10 protein-coding genes are annotated in these 22,201 nt (G+C 38.2%); all 10 read left to right on the forward strand.

What is annotated here, in order from left to right; all coding sequences use genetic code 11:
• Positions 1–150: 150 nt before the first annotated feature.
• Positions 151–1,125, forward strand: coding sequence for a Gfo/Idh/MocA family protein (locus ACFSR8_RS15405; protein WP_380293640.1), 975 nt, complete (start codon positions 151–153; stop codon positions 1,123–1,125).
• Between the two features lie 36 nt (positions 1,126–1,161).
• Complete coding sequence (locus tag ACFSR8_RS15410; protein WP_380293642.1) at positions 1,162–2,478, forward strand: family 43 glycosylhydrolase; 1,317 nt, start codon at positions 1,162–1,164, stop codon at positions 2,476–2,478.
• Positions 2,479–2,502: 24 nt separating this feature from the next.
• On the forward strand, positions 2,503–4,764 hold the full coding sequence (locus tag ACFSR8_RS15415; RefSeq protein ID WP_380293644.1) for a glycoside hydrolase family 3 N-terminal domain-containing protein: 2,262 nt from the start codon (positions 2,503–2,505) through the stop codon (positions 4,762–4,764).
• Positions 4,765–4,771: 7 nt separating this feature from the next.
• Positions 4,772–5,899 carry a glycoside hydrolase family 88/105 protein gene (locus tag ACFSR8_RS15420; RefSeq protein WP_380293646.1) on the forward strand — a complete coding sequence of 376 codons (1,128 nt, stop codon included), beginning with the start codon at positions 4,772–4,774 and terminating at the stop codon, positions 5,897–5,899.
• Between the two features lie 72 nt (positions 5,900–5,971).
• A complete protein-coding gene (locus ACFSR8_RS15425; RefSeq protein ID WP_380293648.1) occupies positions 5,972–7,717 on the forward strand; it encodes a sulfatase family protein in 1,746 nt (581 codons plus the stop codon).
• A 29-nt stretch (positions 7,718–7,746) separates the two neighbouring features.
• The gene (locus ACFSR8_RS15430; protein WP_380293650.1) at positions 7,747–10,344 is read left to right on the forward strand and encodes a glycoside hydrolase family 2 TIM barrel-domain containing protein; all 2,598 of its coding nucleotides are present in this window, start codon (positions 7,747–7,749) and stop codon (positions 10,342–10,344) included.
• A gap of 81 nt (positions 10,345–10,425) precedes the next feature.
• Positions 10,426–13,899, forward strand: a complete 3,474-nt coding sequence (locus tag ACFSR8_RS15435) for a glycosyl hydrolase (RefSeq protein ID WP_380293652.1) — start codon at positions 10,426–10,428, stop codon at positions 13,897–13,899.
• A 163-nt stretch (positions 13,900–14,062) separates the two neighbouring features.
• A complete protein-coding gene (locus ACFSR8_RS15440; protein WP_380293654.1) occupies positions 14,063–16,537 on the forward strand; it encodes an Ig-like domain-containing protein in 2,475 nt (824 codons plus the stop codon).
• Between the two features lie 16 nt (positions 16,538–16,553).
• Positions 16,554–18,968 carry a BNR-4 repeat-containing protein gene (locus tag ACFSR8_RS15445; protein ID WP_380293656.1) on the forward strand — a complete coding sequence of 805 codons (2,415 nt, stop codon included), beginning with the start codon at positions 16,554–16,556 and terminating at the stop codon, positions 18,966–18,968.
• An 18-nt stretch (positions 18,969–18,986) separates the two neighbouring features.
• Complete coding sequence (locus ACFSR8_RS15450) at positions 18,987–22,169, forward strand: BNR-4 repeat-containing protein (RefSeq protein ID WP_380293658.1); 3,183 nt, start codon at positions 18,987–18,989, stop codon at positions 22,167–22,169.
• The last annotated feature ends 32 nt before the right edge of the window (positions 22,170–22,201 follow it).

Genomic DNA, 22,201 nt, shown 5'->3' on the forward strand with positions numbered 1-22,201 from the left:
TTATTATTTTGAAATTGACTTTAGGACTTCTGCCCTCGAGCATAAAGGGAGGTTTTAATCAATAAATTTATCAATTTACATTATTTAAAATCGGACAAAACACCATCTCGGGCGCAAAATGCTACTTTCGGCGAGATAACTTCTAATTAAATGGCTTTAAAAAATATCAATTGGGGAATTGTTGGTTGTGGTGATGTTGCGGAAATTAAAAGTGGTCCTGCTTTTCAAAAGGTAGAGAACTCGTCTTTAATTAGCGTCATGCGTCGAAATGAGGAAAAAGTAAAGGATTTTGCCGCGCGACATCATGTACCAAATTATACAACGAGTGCTTCAGAGTTAATTAACGATAAAAAGGTGAATGCTGTATATATAGCAACTCCGCCTTCTTCACACTTAAACTATACAAAACAAGCTATTCAGGCCGGTAAAAATGTGTACTTAGAAAAACCTATGGTACTAAATAGTAAGGAGGCCGATGAGCTTTTAGGGATAGTGAGCCAAAGCAATGTAAAGGTTACCGTAGCGCATTATCGTAGAAATTTACCTTTGTTTATCAAGGTTAAGGAATTGTTAGAAGCCAATGTAATTGGAAAAGTATCCTTAGCAGAAATTGATATTGCACAATCTCGAAACGCAAGTTTAATAGCCAAAACCGATGAAAATTGGCGGTTAAATCCTGAAATTTCGGGTGGTGGTTATTTTCATGATATTGCACCGCATCAAATAGATTTAATGTATCATTATTTTGGTGAAGTTGCCAAAATATCAAAGGGCAACGTTTTAAGTAGTGTTTCTTCAAATGATGTGGTTATAGGTGAAGTGGAATTTAAAAACGGCGTTCAATTTAAAGGCAGTTGGAATTTTGCAGCTTCCGAAGATAGTGATAGATGTACTATTACAGGCAAAAAGGGCACTATTACGCTTTCTTTTTATAGCGATGAAATTAGCGTTGAAACCAACAACAACAAAATCGAAACTTTTAGGTTTAAAAACCCTAAACATGTACAGCAACCTATGATAGAACAGGTTGTTGGTTATTTTTTAGGAGAAAGCGAAAATCCATGCCCAGTGGGAGAGGCCGCAGTAGTGACTAAAATTATGGATACCTTTTGTGGAATTGAGTAGTTTATGAAAGTAAATTCTAAAATTTCAAAAATTTTAATGATTGCGATGATAAGTTTTGTATCATCAATTTTTGCTCAAAACCCTATTGTGCAGAATGTAGGATTGAACGATCCACATATTCATATTTTTAATGACACTGCTTATGTTTATGCTTCGCATGACACATCTATTGAAAATGACAAATTTATCATGGAAGACTGGTGGGTGTGGTCTTCCCCAGATTTGGTAAATTGGACCAAACGCAGTGTTTTAAGTCCGAAAGACACCTATATCGGTAAAGCGTTTTCAAGATGTTGGGCCACTGATGCGGCCTATAGAAATGGGAAGTATTACTTTTATTTTTCCGAAGGAAACGAACAAACAGGTGTGGTAGTGGGTGATACTCCTGTTGGTCCGTGGAAAGACGTATTGGGAAGGCCATTGTTAACTTCAGATTTGACGCCTACTCACGAATATGATATGGCCGTTTTTGAAGATAACGGAGAACATTATATCATCTTTGGTGTTTGGGATTATTATATTGCTAAACTGAATGACGATATGATCAGTCTGGCCGAAACACCGAAGAAAATCGAAATTAATAATCCACGAGGACCGTATAACCCAGATGGGAACAACAAAAAAATGCCAACGGACGATAAGCCGTTTTTGCACAAATACAATGGAAAATATTATTTATCTTGGGGTTGCTTTTATGCCATGTCAGATAATCTTTATGGGCCTTATGATTATAAAGATTCGGTCATAAAAGAAACGAGTTTTGCTGAAGGTTTTGAAGCACCTACATGGCCTAACGGATTTTTACAAGGTCGTCACGGCTCGTTTTTTGAGTGGCATAATCAATGGTACTATGTATATTGCGATATCAGTCAAACAGGAAATCGTTATTTTAGGGACAGCTTTATCAGCTATGTACATTACAGGGATAGTGGCGAAATGGCCACAATACGGGTAGATGGTATTGGAGTAGGTAATTATGATGGCGATATGAGTATTGAGGCAGAGGATTATTTTAAAGCCGAAGACATCAAAAAAGTTGAAAACACTTTGGGAGGGTTTTCAATTCAACCAATGGCAGATCAAAGTTATGTAGTTTACCCCAATGTGAAAGGGTTGGATGATAAAACTATTTTAGAATTGGAAGTGCTAGCAAGTGAAGCTAGTACAATTGAACTAAGAGATACTAATGCTACTGGTAGATTATTAGCGACATTAGAAATACCCAAAAATGATATTTATACTTTTCAAAAAAGACAATTTGAGATTAAAAACTTAAGCGATGACATTACTATTTGTTTGGTGTTCAGAGGTGAAGCATCTGTAATGTTAAACCGTTTTCAATTTAAAAACTAAACCAATTTAAACACTTAAAAACTAATGAAGAAATTACTTTTTTTAACAGTACTCCTAATTCTGGCGTCTTGCAAGACGGAAGACTCGAGTTCCAAAGATTATAAAGATGCATCATTATCGATTGACGAACGTGTAGAAGCATTGCTTCCAAAGTTGTCCATTGAAGAGAAAGTGGCGCAAATGCGAATTTTTCATGCCAATATTGGTACAAAACCCGATGCTAATGGCAAATTAAAACTTTCAGATCGAGTTATTAAAAAATTAAAGTTGGGTATTGCAGGAATTAAAAACCCTGGAGAGCATATTGATGCTGTAGCGGCAGCAAAAATGAATAACGAACTTCAAAAATATATTATTGAAAATAACCGGTGGGGTATTCCAGCATTGTTCGTTACGGAATCCTATAATGGTGTAGATGCAGAAGGCTGTACTCGATTTGGACGCCCAATGACTTCTGCAGCATCTTTTAACCCAGAATTGGTGCAACGCCAATGGGATATTGTAGGTAGAGAAGCAAGACTACGAGGGATGCATATGTGCCATTCACCTGAAGCGGATTTAGTGCGCGACCCAAGATTCGGGCGAATGAGCGAGGCCTTTGGTGAAGACACGTATTTAACCACTCAAATGGTTAAAAACGCCGTTATTGGTGTGCAAGGTAATTATGAAGGTTTAGGTAATGGTACCCATATTGGTGCAGTTACAAAACATTTTGCAGCTTACGGACAAGTATTAGGTGGCTCCAACTTTGCAGCTATCGAAATTTCTCCAAGAACATTAATTGACGAAATATACCCGCCTTTTGAAGCCGCGGTTAAGGAAGCTAAAACTTTAGGTATTATGGCCTCGCATGGTGATATAAATGGAGTGGCCTCTCATGGTAATCCAGAGTTGCTTACCGGTGTTTTAAGAGACCAATGGTGGTTTGAAGGATATGTGGTTTCTGATTCAAACGATATTGCACGTTTGCACTATTTTATGAATGTGGCCGAAACCCCTGAGGATGCCGCACAAATGGGTTTGGAAGCAGGAATAGACATCGATTTATATGCGGAGGATTCTTATTCATATCTTCCGGAAATGGTAAAGAAAAACCCAGAACTTGAAAAATTAATTGATAGATCTGTAAGACGTGTCTTAAGAACAAAATTTATTTTAGGTCTCTTTGATAATCCTTATATTAATATAGAAGATGTAGAGAAAGGAAACAGAGCAGAATCGTCTTTAGAATTAGCGAAAGAGTCAGATCTGGAGTCTATTATTCTTCTAAAAAACGAAGCTAATACGTTACCACTTGATGCTAAAAAACCGACTAAAATTGCGCTTTTAGGGCCTCTTGTAACAGAGAATACTAAAGCTATGTTTGAGTCTGTAGCAGGCGACAATATTAAATTTGTTGCAGAAAAAGGGTTTCATTTAACAGACGAAACAGGTGGTGAGCCAAAATTGTTGCCAAGAGATGGAAGGGCCTTAGATAAACTGGTATCCATTGCTAGAAGCTCTAATGTTGTTGTATTATTTATGGGAGGCGATGAGTTTACATCAAAAGAAGCTTTCTTTACCCATGCTTTAGGCGATAGAGCCACGATAGATCCTGTGGGACCACAGGACGAATTGATTGAGCGCGTAAAAGCCTTAGGTAAACCAGTTATTGTGGTATTAAAGCATAGAAGAACGCTTTCTATTAATGCCATTGCGGAGCACGCCGATGCTATTCTGGATACTTGGGATTTAAGTGAGTTTGGAGACGAATCTACCGCAAGAATTATTTTTGGTGAAGTGTCGCCATCGGGTAAATCACCTGTCACTATTCCAAGGTCTATTGGGCAAATTCCATTTCATTATAGTATGAAGGAAATCAATTACAAGAAAGAATACTTGTTCTTAGGTAAAGGACCATTGTATCCGTTTGGTCATGGTTTAAGCTATGGTGATTTTGAATATTCAGACATTTCAATTTCTAACGGAGAAATCACTCCAGATACGGAACTCGAGGTAAGTGTGAAGGTTACTAACAACGGAAGTATGAAAGCCAAGGAAGTGGTACAACTGTATATAAAGGACGAAATAGGGTCTGTTACAAGACCAGACAAAGAGCTTAAAGGATTCCAAAAGATTGAATTTAATGCAGGGGAAAGTAAAACGGTTTCATTCAAAATAACACCTAAAATGCTCGAGTTCACCCGTCTGGACATGCAAAAAGGACTAGAAGCCGGAGATTACACCGTTATGCTTGGTACCTCTTCAAAAGATTATTTAGAAACTAAATTTAAACTTGTAAAATAAAAACACCATGAGTAAATCCATTGTAACACTAATAGCGGTTATGCTATTGTTCAACTGTTCCGCTGCACAAAAAGTAGCAGAAGTACAGTCTATAAATAAAGAGGAGGTAAAGGCCTCTATGATTAAGGCTCTGGAATGGCAGGAAGCACATCCTATTTTTGCTTTAGCACCAACAGATTGGACGGCAGGAGCCTATTATGTAGGGGTTGCAAGAGCCCACAAGACCACCAAAGATATGATGTACATGGCCGCCCTAAAAAATCAAGCCTATTGGAACAATTGGCAAACATATACTCGTTTACATCATGCTGATGATGTTGCTATCTCATATAGCTATATATATATTGATAGAAATGAGAACAGAAGAAATTTTGTTGACTTAGAGCCTACTAAAAAATTCTTAGATGCACATTTATACGAAGATGATAATTGGAAAGCAGGGACAGATAAAACTAAGTATGGTAGAACTATTTTATGGTGGTGGTGTGATGCACTTTTTATGGCACCTCCTGTGTTAAACTTGTATGCGAAACACACAAACCAGCCTAAATACTTAGACGATATGCATAAGTTTTACATGCAAACCTACAATCAATTGTATGATGAAGAGGAGCAGTTGTTTGCCAGGGACATGCGTTTTGTGTGGGAAGGTAACGACAACCCTACTAAAGAGCCTAATGGTAAAAAAGTATTTTGGTCTAGAGGCAATGGTTGGGTAATTGCAGGTTTAGCTTTGATTTTGGATGATATGCCAGCCGATTATGAACATCGTCCATTTTATGAGAAACTATACAAGGAAATTGCTGATAAAATGTTGAAAATTCAGCCAGAGGATGGATTATGGCGTACAAGCTTATTGTGTCCAGAAACTTATGATCACGGAGAGGTGAGTGGTAGCGGTTTCCATACTTTTGCTTTAGCATGGGGCATCAACAATGGTTTAGTAGATAAAAAGCATACCCCAGCGGTAAAAAAGGCTTGGAATGCAATAGCCGCTTGTCAGCACGAAGATGGTCGTGTAGGTTGGGTGCAAAATATTGGAGCTTTCCCAGAGCCAGCATCTGCAGATTCTTGGCAAAATTTTGGCACAGGTGCTTTTTTAATGGCAGGAAGCGAGGTTTTAAAATTAGACTAAACTCAAAAACAAAAACACAAAAAAGGATATTAATTTAATTATTATCCTTTTTTGTTTTTTGGCAGTTACACTATGAGATTTTTTCAAGTATTATTAATAGTATCCGCCGGTTTATTGGGTTGTCAGTCAAAAGATAAATCCAAGGCATCAATCGAGGATAAATCAAATTTAGAGCTTTCAAAACGCCCAAACATTTTATGGTTTGTAACCGAAGACATGGGTGCCTATATTACGCCCTTTGGGGATTCCACAGTAGCCACTCCCAACTTAAGTAAGCTGGCAAGCGAAGGCGTAATTTATCCTAATCTATATTCAACCTCAGGGGTTTGTGCACCAAGTAGGGCCGCCATTGCAACGGGGATGTACCCATCAAGTATTGGTGCTAATCACATGCGTGTCAATTCTTATAATGATGAAATTGGGATACCAAAATATGAAGCTGTACCACCCTCAGAAGTAAAAATGATAAGTGAGTGGTTAAGACAAGCGGGGTATTATTGCACCAACAATTACAAAACGGATTATCAGTTTAAAGAGCCTGTTACGGCATGGGATGAGAGCAGTCCCTATGCACACTGGCGCAATAGAAAGGATAATCAACCATTTTTTGCAGTTTTTAATTTTACGGAAACCCACGAGTCCGGCTTATTTGAACCTTATGGCTTTAGGCAAATAGAAACCAGACATTACCATTCTGGAGATAGAAGTTACAGTTGGAAAAACAAAGGGGCGAATCACGCCAAAAATCGTACAGATGAAGATGCAACAAAACAGCATTTACCAAAAGATACCGAATTTAACATACCGCCATATCTTCCAGATACTGATGCCGTAAAACGCGATATGTGGAAGCTTTATAATAATATCGCTGAAATGGATAGCCAAGTAGGTGCCGTACTGAAGCAGTTAGAGGATGATGGATTATTGGAAAATACGATTATATGCTTCTATGGAGATCACGGGGGGCCGTTACCGCGGGAAAAACGTTTAATCTACGATTCTGGTTTAAATACCCCGATGATCATTCGTTTTCCTAATAAAATGAAAGCAGGTACAAAGGATGACCAATTAATCAGTTTTATAGATTTTGCTCCCACCTTATTGTCAATTATAGGGGAAGCACCCAGAACATACATGCAAGGTCAAGCCTTTTTAGGAAAACATAAAGTTGAAAAGCGGAAATACATCCACGCCGCCGCCGACAGGTTTGATGGGTTTACGGACGCCATAAGAGCCGTTAGGGATAGTCGCTTTAAATACATCCGCAATTACCGGCCAGAACAAGGCTACTATTTGCCAGTGGCTTATAGGGAAAAAATACCAACCATGCAGGAATTGTTAAGATTGAAGGCCGAAGGTAAATTAAACGATGTCCAGATGCAATGGTTTAGGGAGCAAAAGCCAAAAGAAGAATTATTTGATTGTGCAGTTGACCCCAATGAACTGAACAATCTGGCAGACAAACCAGAATATCAAGAAAAGCTGAACGAACTCAGTGCTGAAATGGATCGATGGTTGAGTGCAATTGGGGACGAACCAAATCTTGACGAGGCTAAATTAGTTGAAAAACTTTGGTCTGGTAAAGACACCAAGCCCGTAACATCGCACCCCATTATTAATGCTAAAGATGGTTTGGTGCAAGTAACTTGTGAGACCGAAGGTGCTTCTATTGGCTATAAAATTATGGGTCAGGACGGCAACACACCACAATCGTGGGAGGTGTATCAGGGGCCGATACAACTGCCCGAAGGATCTAAATTAATGGTTCAAGCACATCGTATAGGTTTTGCGCCAAGCGATGTTGTTGAGTATAACTAAGATAATATTTAAGAAATAGACTAAACTAAATGAAAAAAGTACTATCACTACTATTATTGCTATCTTCTATTTCGAATTATGCGCAACAAGTAAGGCACATAGAAACCATAAATGAAGCTTGGTGTTTTTACAAAGGAAGTTTAGAGCAACCATTTAATGCGGACGAGACTATTGTTTGGGAAAATGTAACTATCCCGCATTCATGGAATACGGAAGATATATTAGATGACGAGGATGGTTATTATCGTGGCGAGGGTTGGTATAAAAGGACTTTAAATGTTCCGCAGATTTATGAGAATCAGCAGGTATTTATACTTTTTGAAGCGGTGAATCAAGTAACCTCACTTTACATAAATGGTAAAGCCGTGGGGGAAGATCACATCGGTGGCTATACCACATTCGCGAGAGATATTACGGCATCACTAAAAGCGGGTAAAAATGAAATTACCGTAAAAGTAGATAATGCCCATAATGATGAAATTATTCCGCAATCGGCAGACTTTTCATTTTATGGAGGCATATATCGCGATGTGCATTTAATCATTACAAAACCAGTACATTTTGAAGTAGCCAATTTAGGAGCGAATCCCATCTTTATAAGGACACCAGAGGTTTCGGAAGCCTCGGCAAAAGTTGCGGTACAATCTAAGTTGGTTCGGCCGAAAAAAGGAACCTATTACGTTAGGCAGTCTTTGTTCGATGCTGGTAATAATCTAGTAAAGCAGTTAAAAACCAAATCTTCATACGGAAAAGATGCGTTCAGTGAATTTGCAATAACAAATCCTAATTTATGGTCGCCAGAACACCCGTATCTGTACAACTTAGTTTCAGAAATTGTGGATAGAAAAGGTAATGTTTACGATAGAATTGAAAACCCAGTGGGCTTCAGATGGTTTAGTTTCGATGCAAACAAAGGCTTTTTTATTAACGGGAAGCAAACCAAATTGATAGGGACTTGTCGCCATCAGGATTTTCTAGGAAAAGCCAATGCAGTGAGTGATGAAATTCACCGTAACGATATGAAACTCCTAAAGGACATGGGCTCTAATTTTTTACGTATTGCGCATTATCCTCAGGATCCCGCTATTTTAGAAATGTGTAATAAAATGGGTTTTGTGGCAACCTTGGAAATTCCTTTTGTGGATAAGGCGGCGGCCAATGAAGCCGGAAAACAGAACAGTATTAAAATGCTAAGGGAGGCCATTCGATTTAATTATAATCATCCAGCCATTGTGGCATGGAATTTAGGAAACGAAACCACCATGAAAGCACCGGATAAACTCGGAGAAGATTACACAAAACATTTTATAGAGACACATAAAGCTTTAGCTAAAACGATTAAAGAAGAAGATGAAACGCGATATTCATATACGGTGTTCTTCAGGGAACCTGCTTATCAGGATAAGCTTGGTATTCGCGTGACGGAGTTGGTGGGTTATAATAAATACTATGGTTGGTATCGGGATGAGCTGGAGCAAATAGATGAAAATCTACGTGATTTAGTAAAACGTACTTTGGCCTTTAACCCTGATAAACCCTTAATTTTAAGTGAATACGGTGGAGGTGCAGACCCAAGGTTAAGAACCTACAACCCCACCCGATTTGATTTTAGTGTAGAGTACCAATTCTTGTTGCATAAGGCTTATATGAAGGCTATTTTAGATATTCCCGAAATTGTAGGGGCTAATGTCTGGAACTACGCCGATTTTCAGGTAGAACACAGGATAGATGCGGTGCCCCATATTAATAATAAAGGAATTGTATCGGCCTCGAGGGAAAAGAAAGACGCCTATTATTTATATCAAGCACTTTTAATGAAAACACCCTTTTTAGCTATTGCCTCAAAGGGATGGAATAAGCGCTCCGGTGTCGAAGATAATGAAGGAGCCAATGTGGCTACCCAACCCATAACTGTTGTAGGGAATGGAACAGAGGTAGAGTTGTTCATAAGCGGTACTTCTCATGGAAAACAAACGTTTGATTTTGCAACGGCAACATTTGAGGTGCCATTTAAACAGGGGCAAAATTTAATTGAGGTGGTTTCAGAAAAGGATGGGCAAGTCTTAAAAGACTTCGCTATTATAGATTTTACCCTTCAGCCTAAAAATTTGAAAAGTGAAACCAATCCATTCCAAGAAATAGCCATTAATGTGGGTTCATATTGCTATTTTATTGAAAGCGATAATGTAGATTATTTATGGATGCCCGATAGGCCTTATGAAGAAGGTGGTTTTGGATATGTTGGAGGTGATTTTTTAAGATTCAAAAGTAAACGAAGGAATAATATCGGTACCAATGTGAGTGTTAAGGGGACTGAGAACGACCCGATTTATCAAACCCAGCGTATCGGCATTGAAGCCTATAAATTTGATGTGCCTGACGGAACGTATGAGTTGTCCTTACTCTTAGCTGAACTCAAGTCTAAGGGTGAAAACATTATGGATATTTCTGTGAATGGAAAGCCAATTTGGAACAACCTCAACCTAAAACAGGACTACGGAAAGGATCGTGGTGTTGCCAAGCGCTTTTTAGTTACTGTGGTAAACAACCAAGGTGTTAATATTGAGTTTAAAGCTAAAAAAGGAGAAACCAGATTAAGTGGGATTAAACTAAGAAAGGTCAATTGACCATTTTACGTACAGGGCATTGCAGGATACGTATTTTGGAAACAATAAATACCTTATAAAACTTTTATTAATCATTGTTTTATGAGGTTTTTAGTTTTTGTTTTAAATGTTTTTTTGTTGACGTTTTTGGTTTTTAGTTGTGCAGATTCATCAACTAATAAGGTGTTATTAAAAAACTATGATGGTCCAAGCTTAAATGAATTATCTGAAAACTTTAAATCGCCGGCATTACAATACCGCCCCGAAACTTGGTTTCACCTTAACGGAAACAATATTTCTAAAGAAGGTTTAACCTTGGATTTAGAAGCTATAAAACAAGCCGGTTTACAGGGGATTCATCTATTTAATAAAGCTGGACGACTATATCCTAATGTAGAACCTATTAAAATTTTATCGCCCGAATGGGAGGACATGATTCGGCATACTGCGGATGAATGTAAACGCTTGGGCTTAAAATTTACGATGCAGAATTGTCCCGGATGGTCCATGACGGGTGGACCTTGGGTGCCTGTTGAAGAAGCACAACGTGAAGTTGTTGAAACTACATATCACATTTCCGGGAACAAAACCTTTAATGAGATCCTAGAATTAGATGCCCTGTATCACACCCCAGATTATGATTACAAGGACATTCAAGTATTGGCGTTTCCAACACCTGAAGGTGATGATTCTGAGGCTTTCAATCCATCGAAAATTGAAACAAATAATGCCATTGTACCATGGGAGGATATTTTTAATCCCAATTCTAAAATTATTGTTACACGAAAAACTACACGCTTAGATAAAGCTTTAGCTGAATACAGAAAAACTGGCATTTCAAAAGTAAATAGTGAAGATACTTGGGTAAAAACAAGTTTTGATGCGCCCATCACTTTGCGGACAATTGTTTTTCCACAGTTGCGACATATAATTATGAATACGCAGTACCCGGTTGTAGATGTGGCAATTAATGTTGAAGCACGTATCGACAACAAATTATCGGAAATTGCAACTTTAAATTTACCAGATGCCAATTGGAACGACAGACGCAAACACTTGACGCTCACTATACCGGAAACCACCTCAAACGAATTTGTATTTAGCTTTGAAGGTAGCCATAGTATTGCGCCAGAGTTTATCCGATTGAGTTCAAAGCCACGATTGCATAATCACGAAGCAAAAGCGGCGAAAGTACTAAGACGTTTGGAAAAAGATGTTCAGTATAATTATGCTGAAAATACAATCATTAAAACGGGCGATATCATCAACCTTACGGATAAAATGTCGGCTGATGGTAAATTAACCTGGCAGGTGCCTGAAGGGCAATGGACGATTGTGCGCTTTGGACATATCAATATGCGATTAAAAAACAAACCAGCAGTTCCAGAGGCGACGGGTTGGGAGTCCAGTAAATTAGACAAAATTGCTATCGAAAACCATTTACGTAATGGAATGATTGGGAATTTAATCAAAGACGGTGGCCCCATTGGCGACGGGAAACTGCACGGTTTATTAATTGATAGTTGGGAAAGCCATGTGCCTACCTGGACGATGAATTCAGAAGATATGTTCAATGAATTTGAAACCCGACGTGGTTATAGTATGAAAGAGTACCTTCCGGCTACAATGGGATATATTGTAGATAGTCCGGCTACAACTACCAAATTTTTAAGGGATTTGAGACATACCATGGACGAAGTATTTATCGATAATTTTTTCAAACACTTTGCAACGGTTGCACATGACATGGGCGCTCAAGTTTATACAGAGGGCGCAGGTGGCGAAGTGCTTCCTGTGGACCCCATGCGCTACTACGGTGTAAGCGATATACCTATGACGGAGTTTTGGTACCCATCGGCACCATCTGCTCAAAATGAATACGCAAAACCCATTTACAATGCCGCTTCGGCAATGCATTTGTACAATAAGCCTGTTTTGGCAGCCGAGGCCTGTACTCAGGTAGGCGTAAAATGGAATGAACATCCGTTTAGCGTAAAATATTTAATCGATTATAATTTTGCCAAAGGGGTTAACCATTTAGTATTCCATACGTTTTCGCATACACCCCAAACGGATGTGTACCCCGGTTCTAGTTTTGGCGGGCATATCGGCTTCCCTTTGGTGCGTCAACAAACATGGTGGCCATACATGAAAGATTGGACGGACTATTTAGCGCGTAACCAATATGTATTGCAACAAGGAGAGTATGTTGCAGATGTGTTATGGTATTACGGAGACCATTGCGAGCGGCCGCCATTCGATTTGGATGTCTTTCCAAAAGGCTATCGTTTTGATTATTTGAATGCAGAGATTTTGCACAGCAAATTGAGTGCGAACAACGGGAAAATCCATGTGGAAGATGCGGGGGATTATCGTGTTATCATGCTAAGGGATTCCGAAGAAATGTTGCTCTCCACTATAAAGAAATTGGAAGAATTAGTGGAGGCAGGTGCTGTAATTTTAGGAGATAAACCGTTGGATTCCCCAAGTTTAATGGATGACGAAGACGATGTAAAGCAACTTAAATCCATTTCTGATAAATTATGGGGACAAACAAAAAGCGGTGTAAAGCAAGTTGGTAAAGGGCGTGTGTATTGGGGGCTAACCTTAGATGAGGTGTTAAAGGAAGAAAAAATTGCAGAAGATGTTATTGTTCCGGATGGTCTCATTATCAATTGGATACATCGTGAAACTAAAGATTCCGATATTTATTTTGTGGCTTCAAAAGAAGACAAACCCATAGATGTTTCCATGAGTTTTCGAGTAGTAGATAGGTCGCCTCAGATTTGGGATGCCTTTACAGGGAATCAACAAGATGCCAAAATTTGGAAATCCGAAGAAAACCGAACTAATGTGGTATTGTCACTACCGCCAAATGGAAGTGCCATTATCGTATTTTCAAGAAACAGCAAACAGCCCTTGGCTTCAAAAGTAACTCAAGGCGATACAGTAATTCTAGATACAAAAACCGTCTGGTATAGGGTCAACGAAGAAAAAGGAGGGGCTCAGCTTTCATTTAAAGAAGAAGATATTATCACATCAAAATCAGGGGAATATGTATTTTATCAAAATGAAAGCACAACCCAAAAGATCGTTGCAGTCAAAGAAAAATCACTTCAAAATAATTGGAGTTTGTCTTTTGAGGAAGGTTGGGATACGCCGAAAACCACTGAAGCTTCAAAATTAAAATCACTAACGGAATTTGAACACGAGACGATAAAACATTATTCAGGAACTGTTACATATTCAAAAACAATTAATCTTGATGAGCTTGGTAAGCATAACATTTTAGATTTAGGTGATGTAGCCAATATTGCAGAACTTTGGTGCAACGGTAAAAAAGTTGGCGTAAAATGGGTACCACCCTTTGAGTTTGATGTTAGCGACCATGTTCAAAAAGGTGAAAATAAACTTGAGGTAAAAGTCACCAATACGTGGCGCAACCAACTTATTTATGATAACTCTAGGCCAAAAGCTAAAAAGAAAACCTGGACTACAAGTCCTCCCAAAAAAGAAGAGACAGATTTGGAGCCTTCAGGTTTAATCGGTCCAGTTGTTCTAAGATTCATTGATTAGACGAAATTCTTATCTGGAGCTATTCTCCGTCAAACATTTGTTTTTTAGCGAATTAATTGGTCGTTTACCCTGAACTCATGATAGTTCAGGATACAAATCCTTTGTTTTTTTTCGAATTTTATGCAAGGTTTATTGCTTCCAAAGAAATTTAATTAGAATCATTATGAAAAGAATTGCACTTAAGCACTTTGTTTTTTCCATATTATTGTTCGCTGTCGTTTTCTCTCAGGCACAAGTTACCCTAGAAAGCGAAATAAAAATTACCGATTTAGCCATGTACTTTGATGGTAACAAAGTATCCTTAAATACTACTACAAATAACCCCAATGGATATGATTATGTGTATGGCCGAAGTTTAACACCTCACGGCGATTGTATTAAGGTTTATGATAAATTCGTTTTTTTAACCTGGTACAGAGGTGGTAAAAATGACCGCCACGTGATGCTTACACGGTACAATACAGAAACTGAAACCATGAAAACCATTGAATTTCCGCATCAGCATACGGGATACAATGGAAGATGGTGGATCGGGGAAACCCATAATACCATTGCGGTTGGCATTTGCCCCAAGGACGAAACTATCCACATGGTTTACGATATGCACCGTAATGGCAATGTGCCGGCATTTTCTAACGATTATCTTCGTTATTCATATACTACAGCTAATGCCGCAACAGTGCCAGACGAACAGTTTACCATTGATTTGTTTGTGCAATCACCGAACAACAATTACAAGCATTTAGCCTTTCCGGGTATAAATGATGTAAATACAACAAAGCTTTTGACCTATCCTGCATTTTTCACCAATGATCAGGGTGATTTGTTTATGAAGAACAGATTTGGCTACTCCAAAAATGGAAAGTTTTTGTTTGCAAAATATGATGGAACGGATTGGGAGGGCTATACCGATTTTAACAGAATGCAGGCTTCAAGTCATGGTAGCCCATACAACTGGGGATTATATGGTGATATAAAATATATAAACGGGAAAATACGCATTGGTTTTCAGCAAAGAGCTGGCCTAAATAATGATAAGTATATTTATCAAAACGGGTTTTACTATGCCTATTCGGATGATCCAAGTGGCTTAACACAATGGAAAGACCATGAAGGCACTGGCTTTACACGTCCTCTAGCTGTTTCGGATTTAATCAAGATATCAGAACCTGGGGATTTGGTTACAACCACTGAAAAAGACAAAGTTTATATGGTTGGAGGATTTGACTGGACGGTAACTGATAATAATGATATTCATTTTATTGGAAGAGTAAAAGACAATAGTACTACAAGTAGTACGGCAGGACAAACAAAACAGGTACATACATACAAGCCCGCAGGAGCTTCAAATTTTATAACCACTACAGATTTTTCTGGAGCCGAGACGCTTTATGCTTCAGGGGATTATGTATATATTATTGGATTAAATTCTTCAGGTAGGCCTTTTGTAGAAAGGGCTTTGGGTGGCACTAACTCATTTACTAGAGTTTATGAGGCTACGTCCGGGAAGCGTTTTAGAAAGGGGCAGGTGTATATTAAAAATGGCAGATTATATTATTATTTGTTGGAAAACAACTCATCAGATAGTGACGATACACAGCCAACCTATCTTCAAATTATTGATTTGGGTATTGACAACGGGCCAAAATCCTTTGCTGTTACCTTAATTACACCCAGTGATAATGATAGTTTTGAAGAGGGCGATATCGTTCAGCTTTACGCAACTGCAACTGCAGACGAAGGTGAAATTACCAAAGTAGAGTTTTATGCCAACAATGCCCTTATAGGAGAAGATAACACCTCCCCGTATTCGTTGGATTGGACACCTTCCACAACCGGTATCTATGCCATAAAAGCTAAGGCATACAAAACAGGAGGTGATAGCATTATATCCTCAGAGGTAACTATCGAAGTAACCGAAGTTGATGAAAGTGATTTAACAGGAGACGTTTATCGATTAAGAAACGTAGCTACGGGTAAGTTTTTAGGTGATGAAGGTGGCAGTGCCAATCCAGTTTCAATGAACGATACTGGAGAGGACACAAACAAACATTGGAACTTTGTTAAAACCAATGTAGGTGGTACCGATTATTTCAATATTGATAGCGAAACCAATGGGATATTACGCGCCACAGGAGCCGGTTTTGCTCCAGGGGCTTATCTTGTGGTAAGCACAGGGAAAGTCGCTCCAGCAGGCGATACCGATAAAATTTGGACTGTGCATTATAATGAGACTGATGATACTTTTAGATTCGAATCTAAAGACAATGGCCGATTTTTATATCACGATGCAAGTGGCAGTGTAACAAATATTAGTGCTCCCGAAACGGATATAAGAAGTGTATGGGAGGCAATCTCAACAAGTGAGTCTTTAAGTATTACTGATGAAGCGTTGCGTTCGCCTTCAATAAAAATATACCCCAATCCTGCGCGCGATAAATTTACCGTGGCTTTTCAAAATATTAGCACTATTAGGCGTGTGGAGATTTACAGTATTTTAGGAAAACTTGTTTATCAAAACTCAATATCAAAAAGTAAACAAGAAATTGAAAGTTCTGATTTCACCGCTGGGGTTTACATCGTTAAAGCTTTTTCAGATAGTAATAAAGAATTCCATACTAAACTTGTCATAAAATAGAAATCAAAAGAACAGTATGAAATTAAGAAAAATTTTATTACTTATTTTAACAATATTACCTGTAATCTCAAATGCTCAGGTAGTATTTGAAAAAGAAGTTAAAATTACAGACATAGCATTGCATTTTGATGGCGTAAAAGTGACCTCAGAAGATGCTCCAAACTCAACTTCAGGTTACGATTACGCTTTTGGGCCTCAAATATCAGCTCATGGAGATTGCATATTTACTTATAAGCATTTTGTTTTTATGACTTGGTATAAAGGCGGTAAGGCGAACAGGAACATGATGCTAACACGTTACAATACGGAAACAGGAAGTATGAAAACTATTGAGTTCCCGCATAGGCATACCGGTTGGCGTAATGTTTGGTATATTGGAGAATCTCATAACACAATTGGTATAGGAGTTAGTCCATTGGATGGGACCATCCATTTACTTTTTGATATGCATGCCTATACTAGAACTAGACCATCTGATGGAAGCTTAAGTGATGATTATTTCAGGTATTCATATTCAAAAAAGAATGCAGCTGAAGTTCCTGATAATGAATTTACGCTGGATCAATTTATAAAAGATAGCAATGACGATTACACGCATCTTAGCTTAAACGGTATTGAAAATCATGGTGTATTTTCCGAATTCACTTACCCTAAATTTTTCACCAATAATCAAGGTGACCTGTTTTTTTCTATGCGAAAAGGGGCTAGTCCCAACGGTGGGTATCATTTTGCCAAATATGATGCGAGTACCTCTACGTGGTCTGACTTCGTAAAGTTTGCTGATAAAAATGCGAGAAATCACGGGGAAGAATATAACTGGGGTATGTATGGAAGGCTGCAATACGTAGGTGGTAAAATTAGAATTGGTTACCAAAGAAGACTTCAAAATACTACTGACAAGTATTTATACCAGAATGGGTTTTATTATGCCTATTCAGATGACCAAAGTGGCCAAACCAATTGGAAAAATTACAAAGGCGAACCCTTTTCTACACCAATAAGAGATGCAGACAAGATATTGATATATGAACCTGGTGATTTGGTTACCACTACACAAAAAGATATGGTGTATATGGTAGGTGGTTTTGATTGGACGGTTACAGATAGAGGGGACGTGCATTTTATTGGTAAAGTTAAAGACAATGAAAATAACGTTACTAAAAATGTACATACATACAAGAAAGGAGGAGATACAGAGTTTACCACATCAACTGATTTTTCAGGCGGAGAACGCTTGTACACTTCGGGTAATAATGTCTATATAATTGGATTGAATTCTGGGAGGATATTTGTTGAAAAATCAGAAGGCGGCACTAATAATTTTACAAGAGTTTATCAGGCCACTTCTGGAAGAAAGTTTAGGCATGGTAGAGCTTACGTAAGCGATGGGAAGTTATATTATTATTTAATGGAAAATGCAACTGGAGATCAGCGCCCTTTATATTTGCAAATTATAGATTTAGGTATAGTACAAGACCCGTTTAGAGTATCTTTAACTGCCCCTGTTGATGGTGAAACTTATGATTTAAATGAGTCGGTAGAAATTTTGGCAGATGCAGTTGATGAAAATGGTTCAATTTCAAAAGTTGAATTTCTTGTCGATAATCAAGTTTATGGTACAGATAATACGTTTCCATATAAGATTAATTGGTCCTCGACTATAGAAGGAGTCTTTAAGGTACAAGCCATTGCATACAATGCTAGCAACGAAACAGTGTCTTCAACCGAAATTACAATTAATGTTCAGGAAAGGTTGGATAACGATTTGTCAGGTGATATTTATAGAATTAAAAATTTGGCCACTGGTAAATATTTAACATCTTCAGGTTCAAGTATCATAACAAGTGATTCCAGAGAAGGCTCAGACAAAGAATGGCAATTTGTAAAGGCTGAAGTTGCGGGGTTCGATTATTATAATATAGATAGTGAGGTAAAAGGAACTATAAGGTTTAAAGGAGGGTCGGCCGGTGAATTGGTGAGTACTAATTTTGGAGCGCCTAATCAAGCGGTAGATAAAATATGGACCATAATTGTTAATGGTGATGGTAGTTTTAGTTTTGAGACAAAAAATCTAAATAGGTATTTATATCATGAGGCTGACGGTACAGTAATGCATTCTACTAAAACAGACGATAGAAGCAAATGGAAGGTGGAGTCTACAACCTTAAGTATTGATGAAAATGATTTACAAACCTCTTCTGTCAAAATATTTCCTAATCCTGCTGAAAATAAATTTATAATTGTATTTAAGGGTTTAAATAGAGCTACCGTTTCTATTAGAGATATTTTAGGTAAAGTAATTTATTCAAAGATTACTGAAAAAGACCGAATAGAGTTGTCTAAAACAGAAGGCTTTTCTTCAGGACTATACATTGTTCAAGTGAAGGGACTTAATGGGGCAATTGTAAACAAAAAGCTAGTTGTTAAATAGATAAAATATATTATTAATATGGTTTCAAAATTGTACTACATTATCAATGGATGGAAAGTTTTTGGCTTGTTGGTTATTATAAGCTCAATAAATGCAACTGCACAAGTTACTTTTATAGAAAACACAGTCGTTACCAATGAAGCCTTATACTTTTGGAAGGCTGATGATCCAAAACCGTATCATTATGGGGCAAGTATAAACCCTCATGGAAATTGTATGAAAGTATCAAATGGTTATGTGTTTTATACTTGGTACCGTGGTGGGTGGGCAGACCGTACGTTAATGGTGTCCCGAAAGAAAATTGGCGAAGGGAACTGGGTTCACGTAGCATTACCTGCTAAAATGAGTTTGGTTGGAGGGAAAGGAGATACCCATTTAACCACAAACATTGGGATTTGCCCTATTGATGGGACTGTGCATTTAATGTTCGACCATCATAACGAGGATTTGAATTATATAAGGTCCAAAAAGAATATTGCTTTTGGTCCTGATAGTGATTTTACAGCGGCCAACTTTTTGGCACAGCAAGATTACCTAATCCCAGGGAAAAAAGTAACTGGTGTTACCTATCCAGATTTGTTTAATAACGATTTAGGAGAAATGTATTTTGAAAGGCGATTGGGGTCTGCCGTTGGAGGTGATATCATAATGACTTATTATAATGGCGACACCTGGTCTAATGAAGTCAAAATTATCCAGGGAAGAGGGGCTGAAGTCACCCAAGGAGAGCGTAATTTTTGCTATGGGAGTGCTTATTTTCTAAACGGGAAGTTTTACTATACCTATTCACCAAGATGGGCGGAATCGCCAACAAGATTAAACGAGGGTGTTTATGTGATGGAGTTGGGTTCGCGTATGGACAGCCAGGCGACGACTTTAGATGGAAAAAGTTACCCATTGCCCATTATAGACCATGCGCCCTTTATTATCGCTGATCCTCGTAGCGTACCGGATAATGCAGGTTGGGCAGGAGGACCGCAACTAGCCATTTCCCCTAAAAATGATATATATCTGTATCAAAAACCTAAAGGCACAAGTGCGTATAATTATCTAAGAAAATCATGTGAAACAGAGTTTACTGAGGATAGAAACAAAGGATCTTTAGGGGTGTTTTATGGTAATCGTATGTATAAATTTAATTTAACGGGAGGTGATTTTGTCATAACAAGTGCGCTCGCGGGAACATACAATTGGCGCGAGGATTACAGAACCAGCGTTGGAATAAATGATAGAAAGAGTATTACCATTATGGATGATGGGACAATTGCCGTGGTATTTAGTGAAGCTGTAAATAGTGCTACCGTGCCAATTCACTGCTTTGTGTTCCAATTGACCAAAGAGGAATACACATCGCAAACCATAAGTTTTGATCCTATTGAGGGTAAGACTGAAGGTGATTCCAATTTTACATTGAATGCAGTTGCAAGTTCTGGATTACCAGTAGCTTACAGGTCTTCAGATGCCAATATTGCCCGTATTGTGAATGAAAACGAAGTGCAAATTATGGGTGTGGGCTCGTGCGATATTATTGCAAGCCAAAAAGGCGATGGCACTTATGATGAAGCTCCGGAAGTATCTCAAACTCTAGTGGTAAACGCCAATGCTTCAAAGTCAAATCAAACCATTACGTTTAATTTATCTCCCAATACATATTCTTGGGGAAACCCGGACCAAGAGTTAAACGCCACTGCAAGTTCTGGTTTGCAGGTGCAATATGAAAGCACGAATACAGATGTTGCCATTATTGTAGATGGAAAAATACAAGTAAAGCGGGCAGGAACAACAATTATAAATGCGTTACAACCTGGTGATGCTACTTATAATGCGGCACCTATTGTGGGTCATGAATATACAGTGCCAATACGGCAACAGCAAATTACGTTTTCGCCCATTCCAGAGGTAACCTCAGGAGACCCGGCGTTTAGCCTTGTGGCAACTTCCAATAATCCAGACGCCAATCTTAGGTTTCTTTGTCCAAACAATCAAGTAGCTGTGGTTTGGGATGACCAAGTACGGCAGATTTTAGGGGCTGGTACTGCTACAATAACAGTTTCCGATACTGGAAATGACTATTTTAACTCAGCTCAAGCCTCTCAAACGTTGACTGTTAACCCTAAAATACATCAAATACCTTCTACAATTGAGGCTGAGTATTACACTTCAAAAAGTGGTGTGGAAGTTACCCGGTGGAGTAACACGGTGTTTTATCTGAACTCTTGGGGTGTAAATGATTTTGCTGAATACACTTTAGATGTTCCTGAAGATGGTAACTATGAGGTTGAGGTATTTGCGGCTTCAACTGGTGCTACCAAAAAACTTAAAATAGTTAAAGGAACAACAACTCTGGCTTCAATATCACTTACTACAACACCTAATTTGACAAATTTTAAAGGGACTAAAGCGATCATTTCACTTCAAAAAGGAGTGCAAAATATCAAAGTCGTAGGCGAAGTAGGTGGCTTTAATTATGATAAAATGAAAATTGGCAACGTTCAAACCGGTGGAGGAGAGGGTATTTATAGGTTTAAGAATGTAGCAACAGGAAAGTATTTAAGCGTAAATGGAAGTGAAGTAACCGTAAGTGATTCGGATATTGGACAGGACAAGGAATGGACTTTTACTAAAGGAACTTACGAAGGCGTGGAGTATTACAATATTGATAATGGTGTACGCGGTATATTAAGAGGTGCTGGGTCAGGGGCAAACTTTGCGGTTATTAGCACGGGAATTGAGCCTCCCGCTTTCGTTGAAGTCCATCGGGATAAAATATGGACAGCATATTATGATAGCTCCGATCAAACATATAGGTTTGAAGCCAGGAATTTTGGTAGGTTTTTATACCATGAAACTGATAACAAGATTTATAATTTGGCCGCAGATGCTTCAGATGAAAGAAGTAAGTGGTATCTCGAGACAGATGGATCGCCATTTGTATTAAGTATCGATAAAAACGAAGTTTCAGTACCATCAATAAAAGTATATCCTAATCCAGCACAAGACAAATTCACAATAAGCTTTCAAAATACTAATAGTATTAAGCAGGTTGAAATTTATAACATACTAGGTAAGCGTTTGTACCAAAACACACCATCAAGTAATGTTTTAGAAGTAGATAGCTCGGGGTTTCAAGCTGGAATCTATTTAGTCAAAGTTTTTTCAATTGAAAACGAGGTGTTCAATTATAAATTGATTGTGAAATAAAACAATATTATTCACTTTAAGCTAATTAAATA

The organism is Hyunsoonleella rubra, assembly GCF_042684665.1.
In the GTDB taxonomy this organism is placed as follows: domain Bacteria; phylum Bacteroidota; class Bacteroidia; order Flavobacteriales; family Flavobacteriaceae; genus Jejuia; species Jejuia rubra.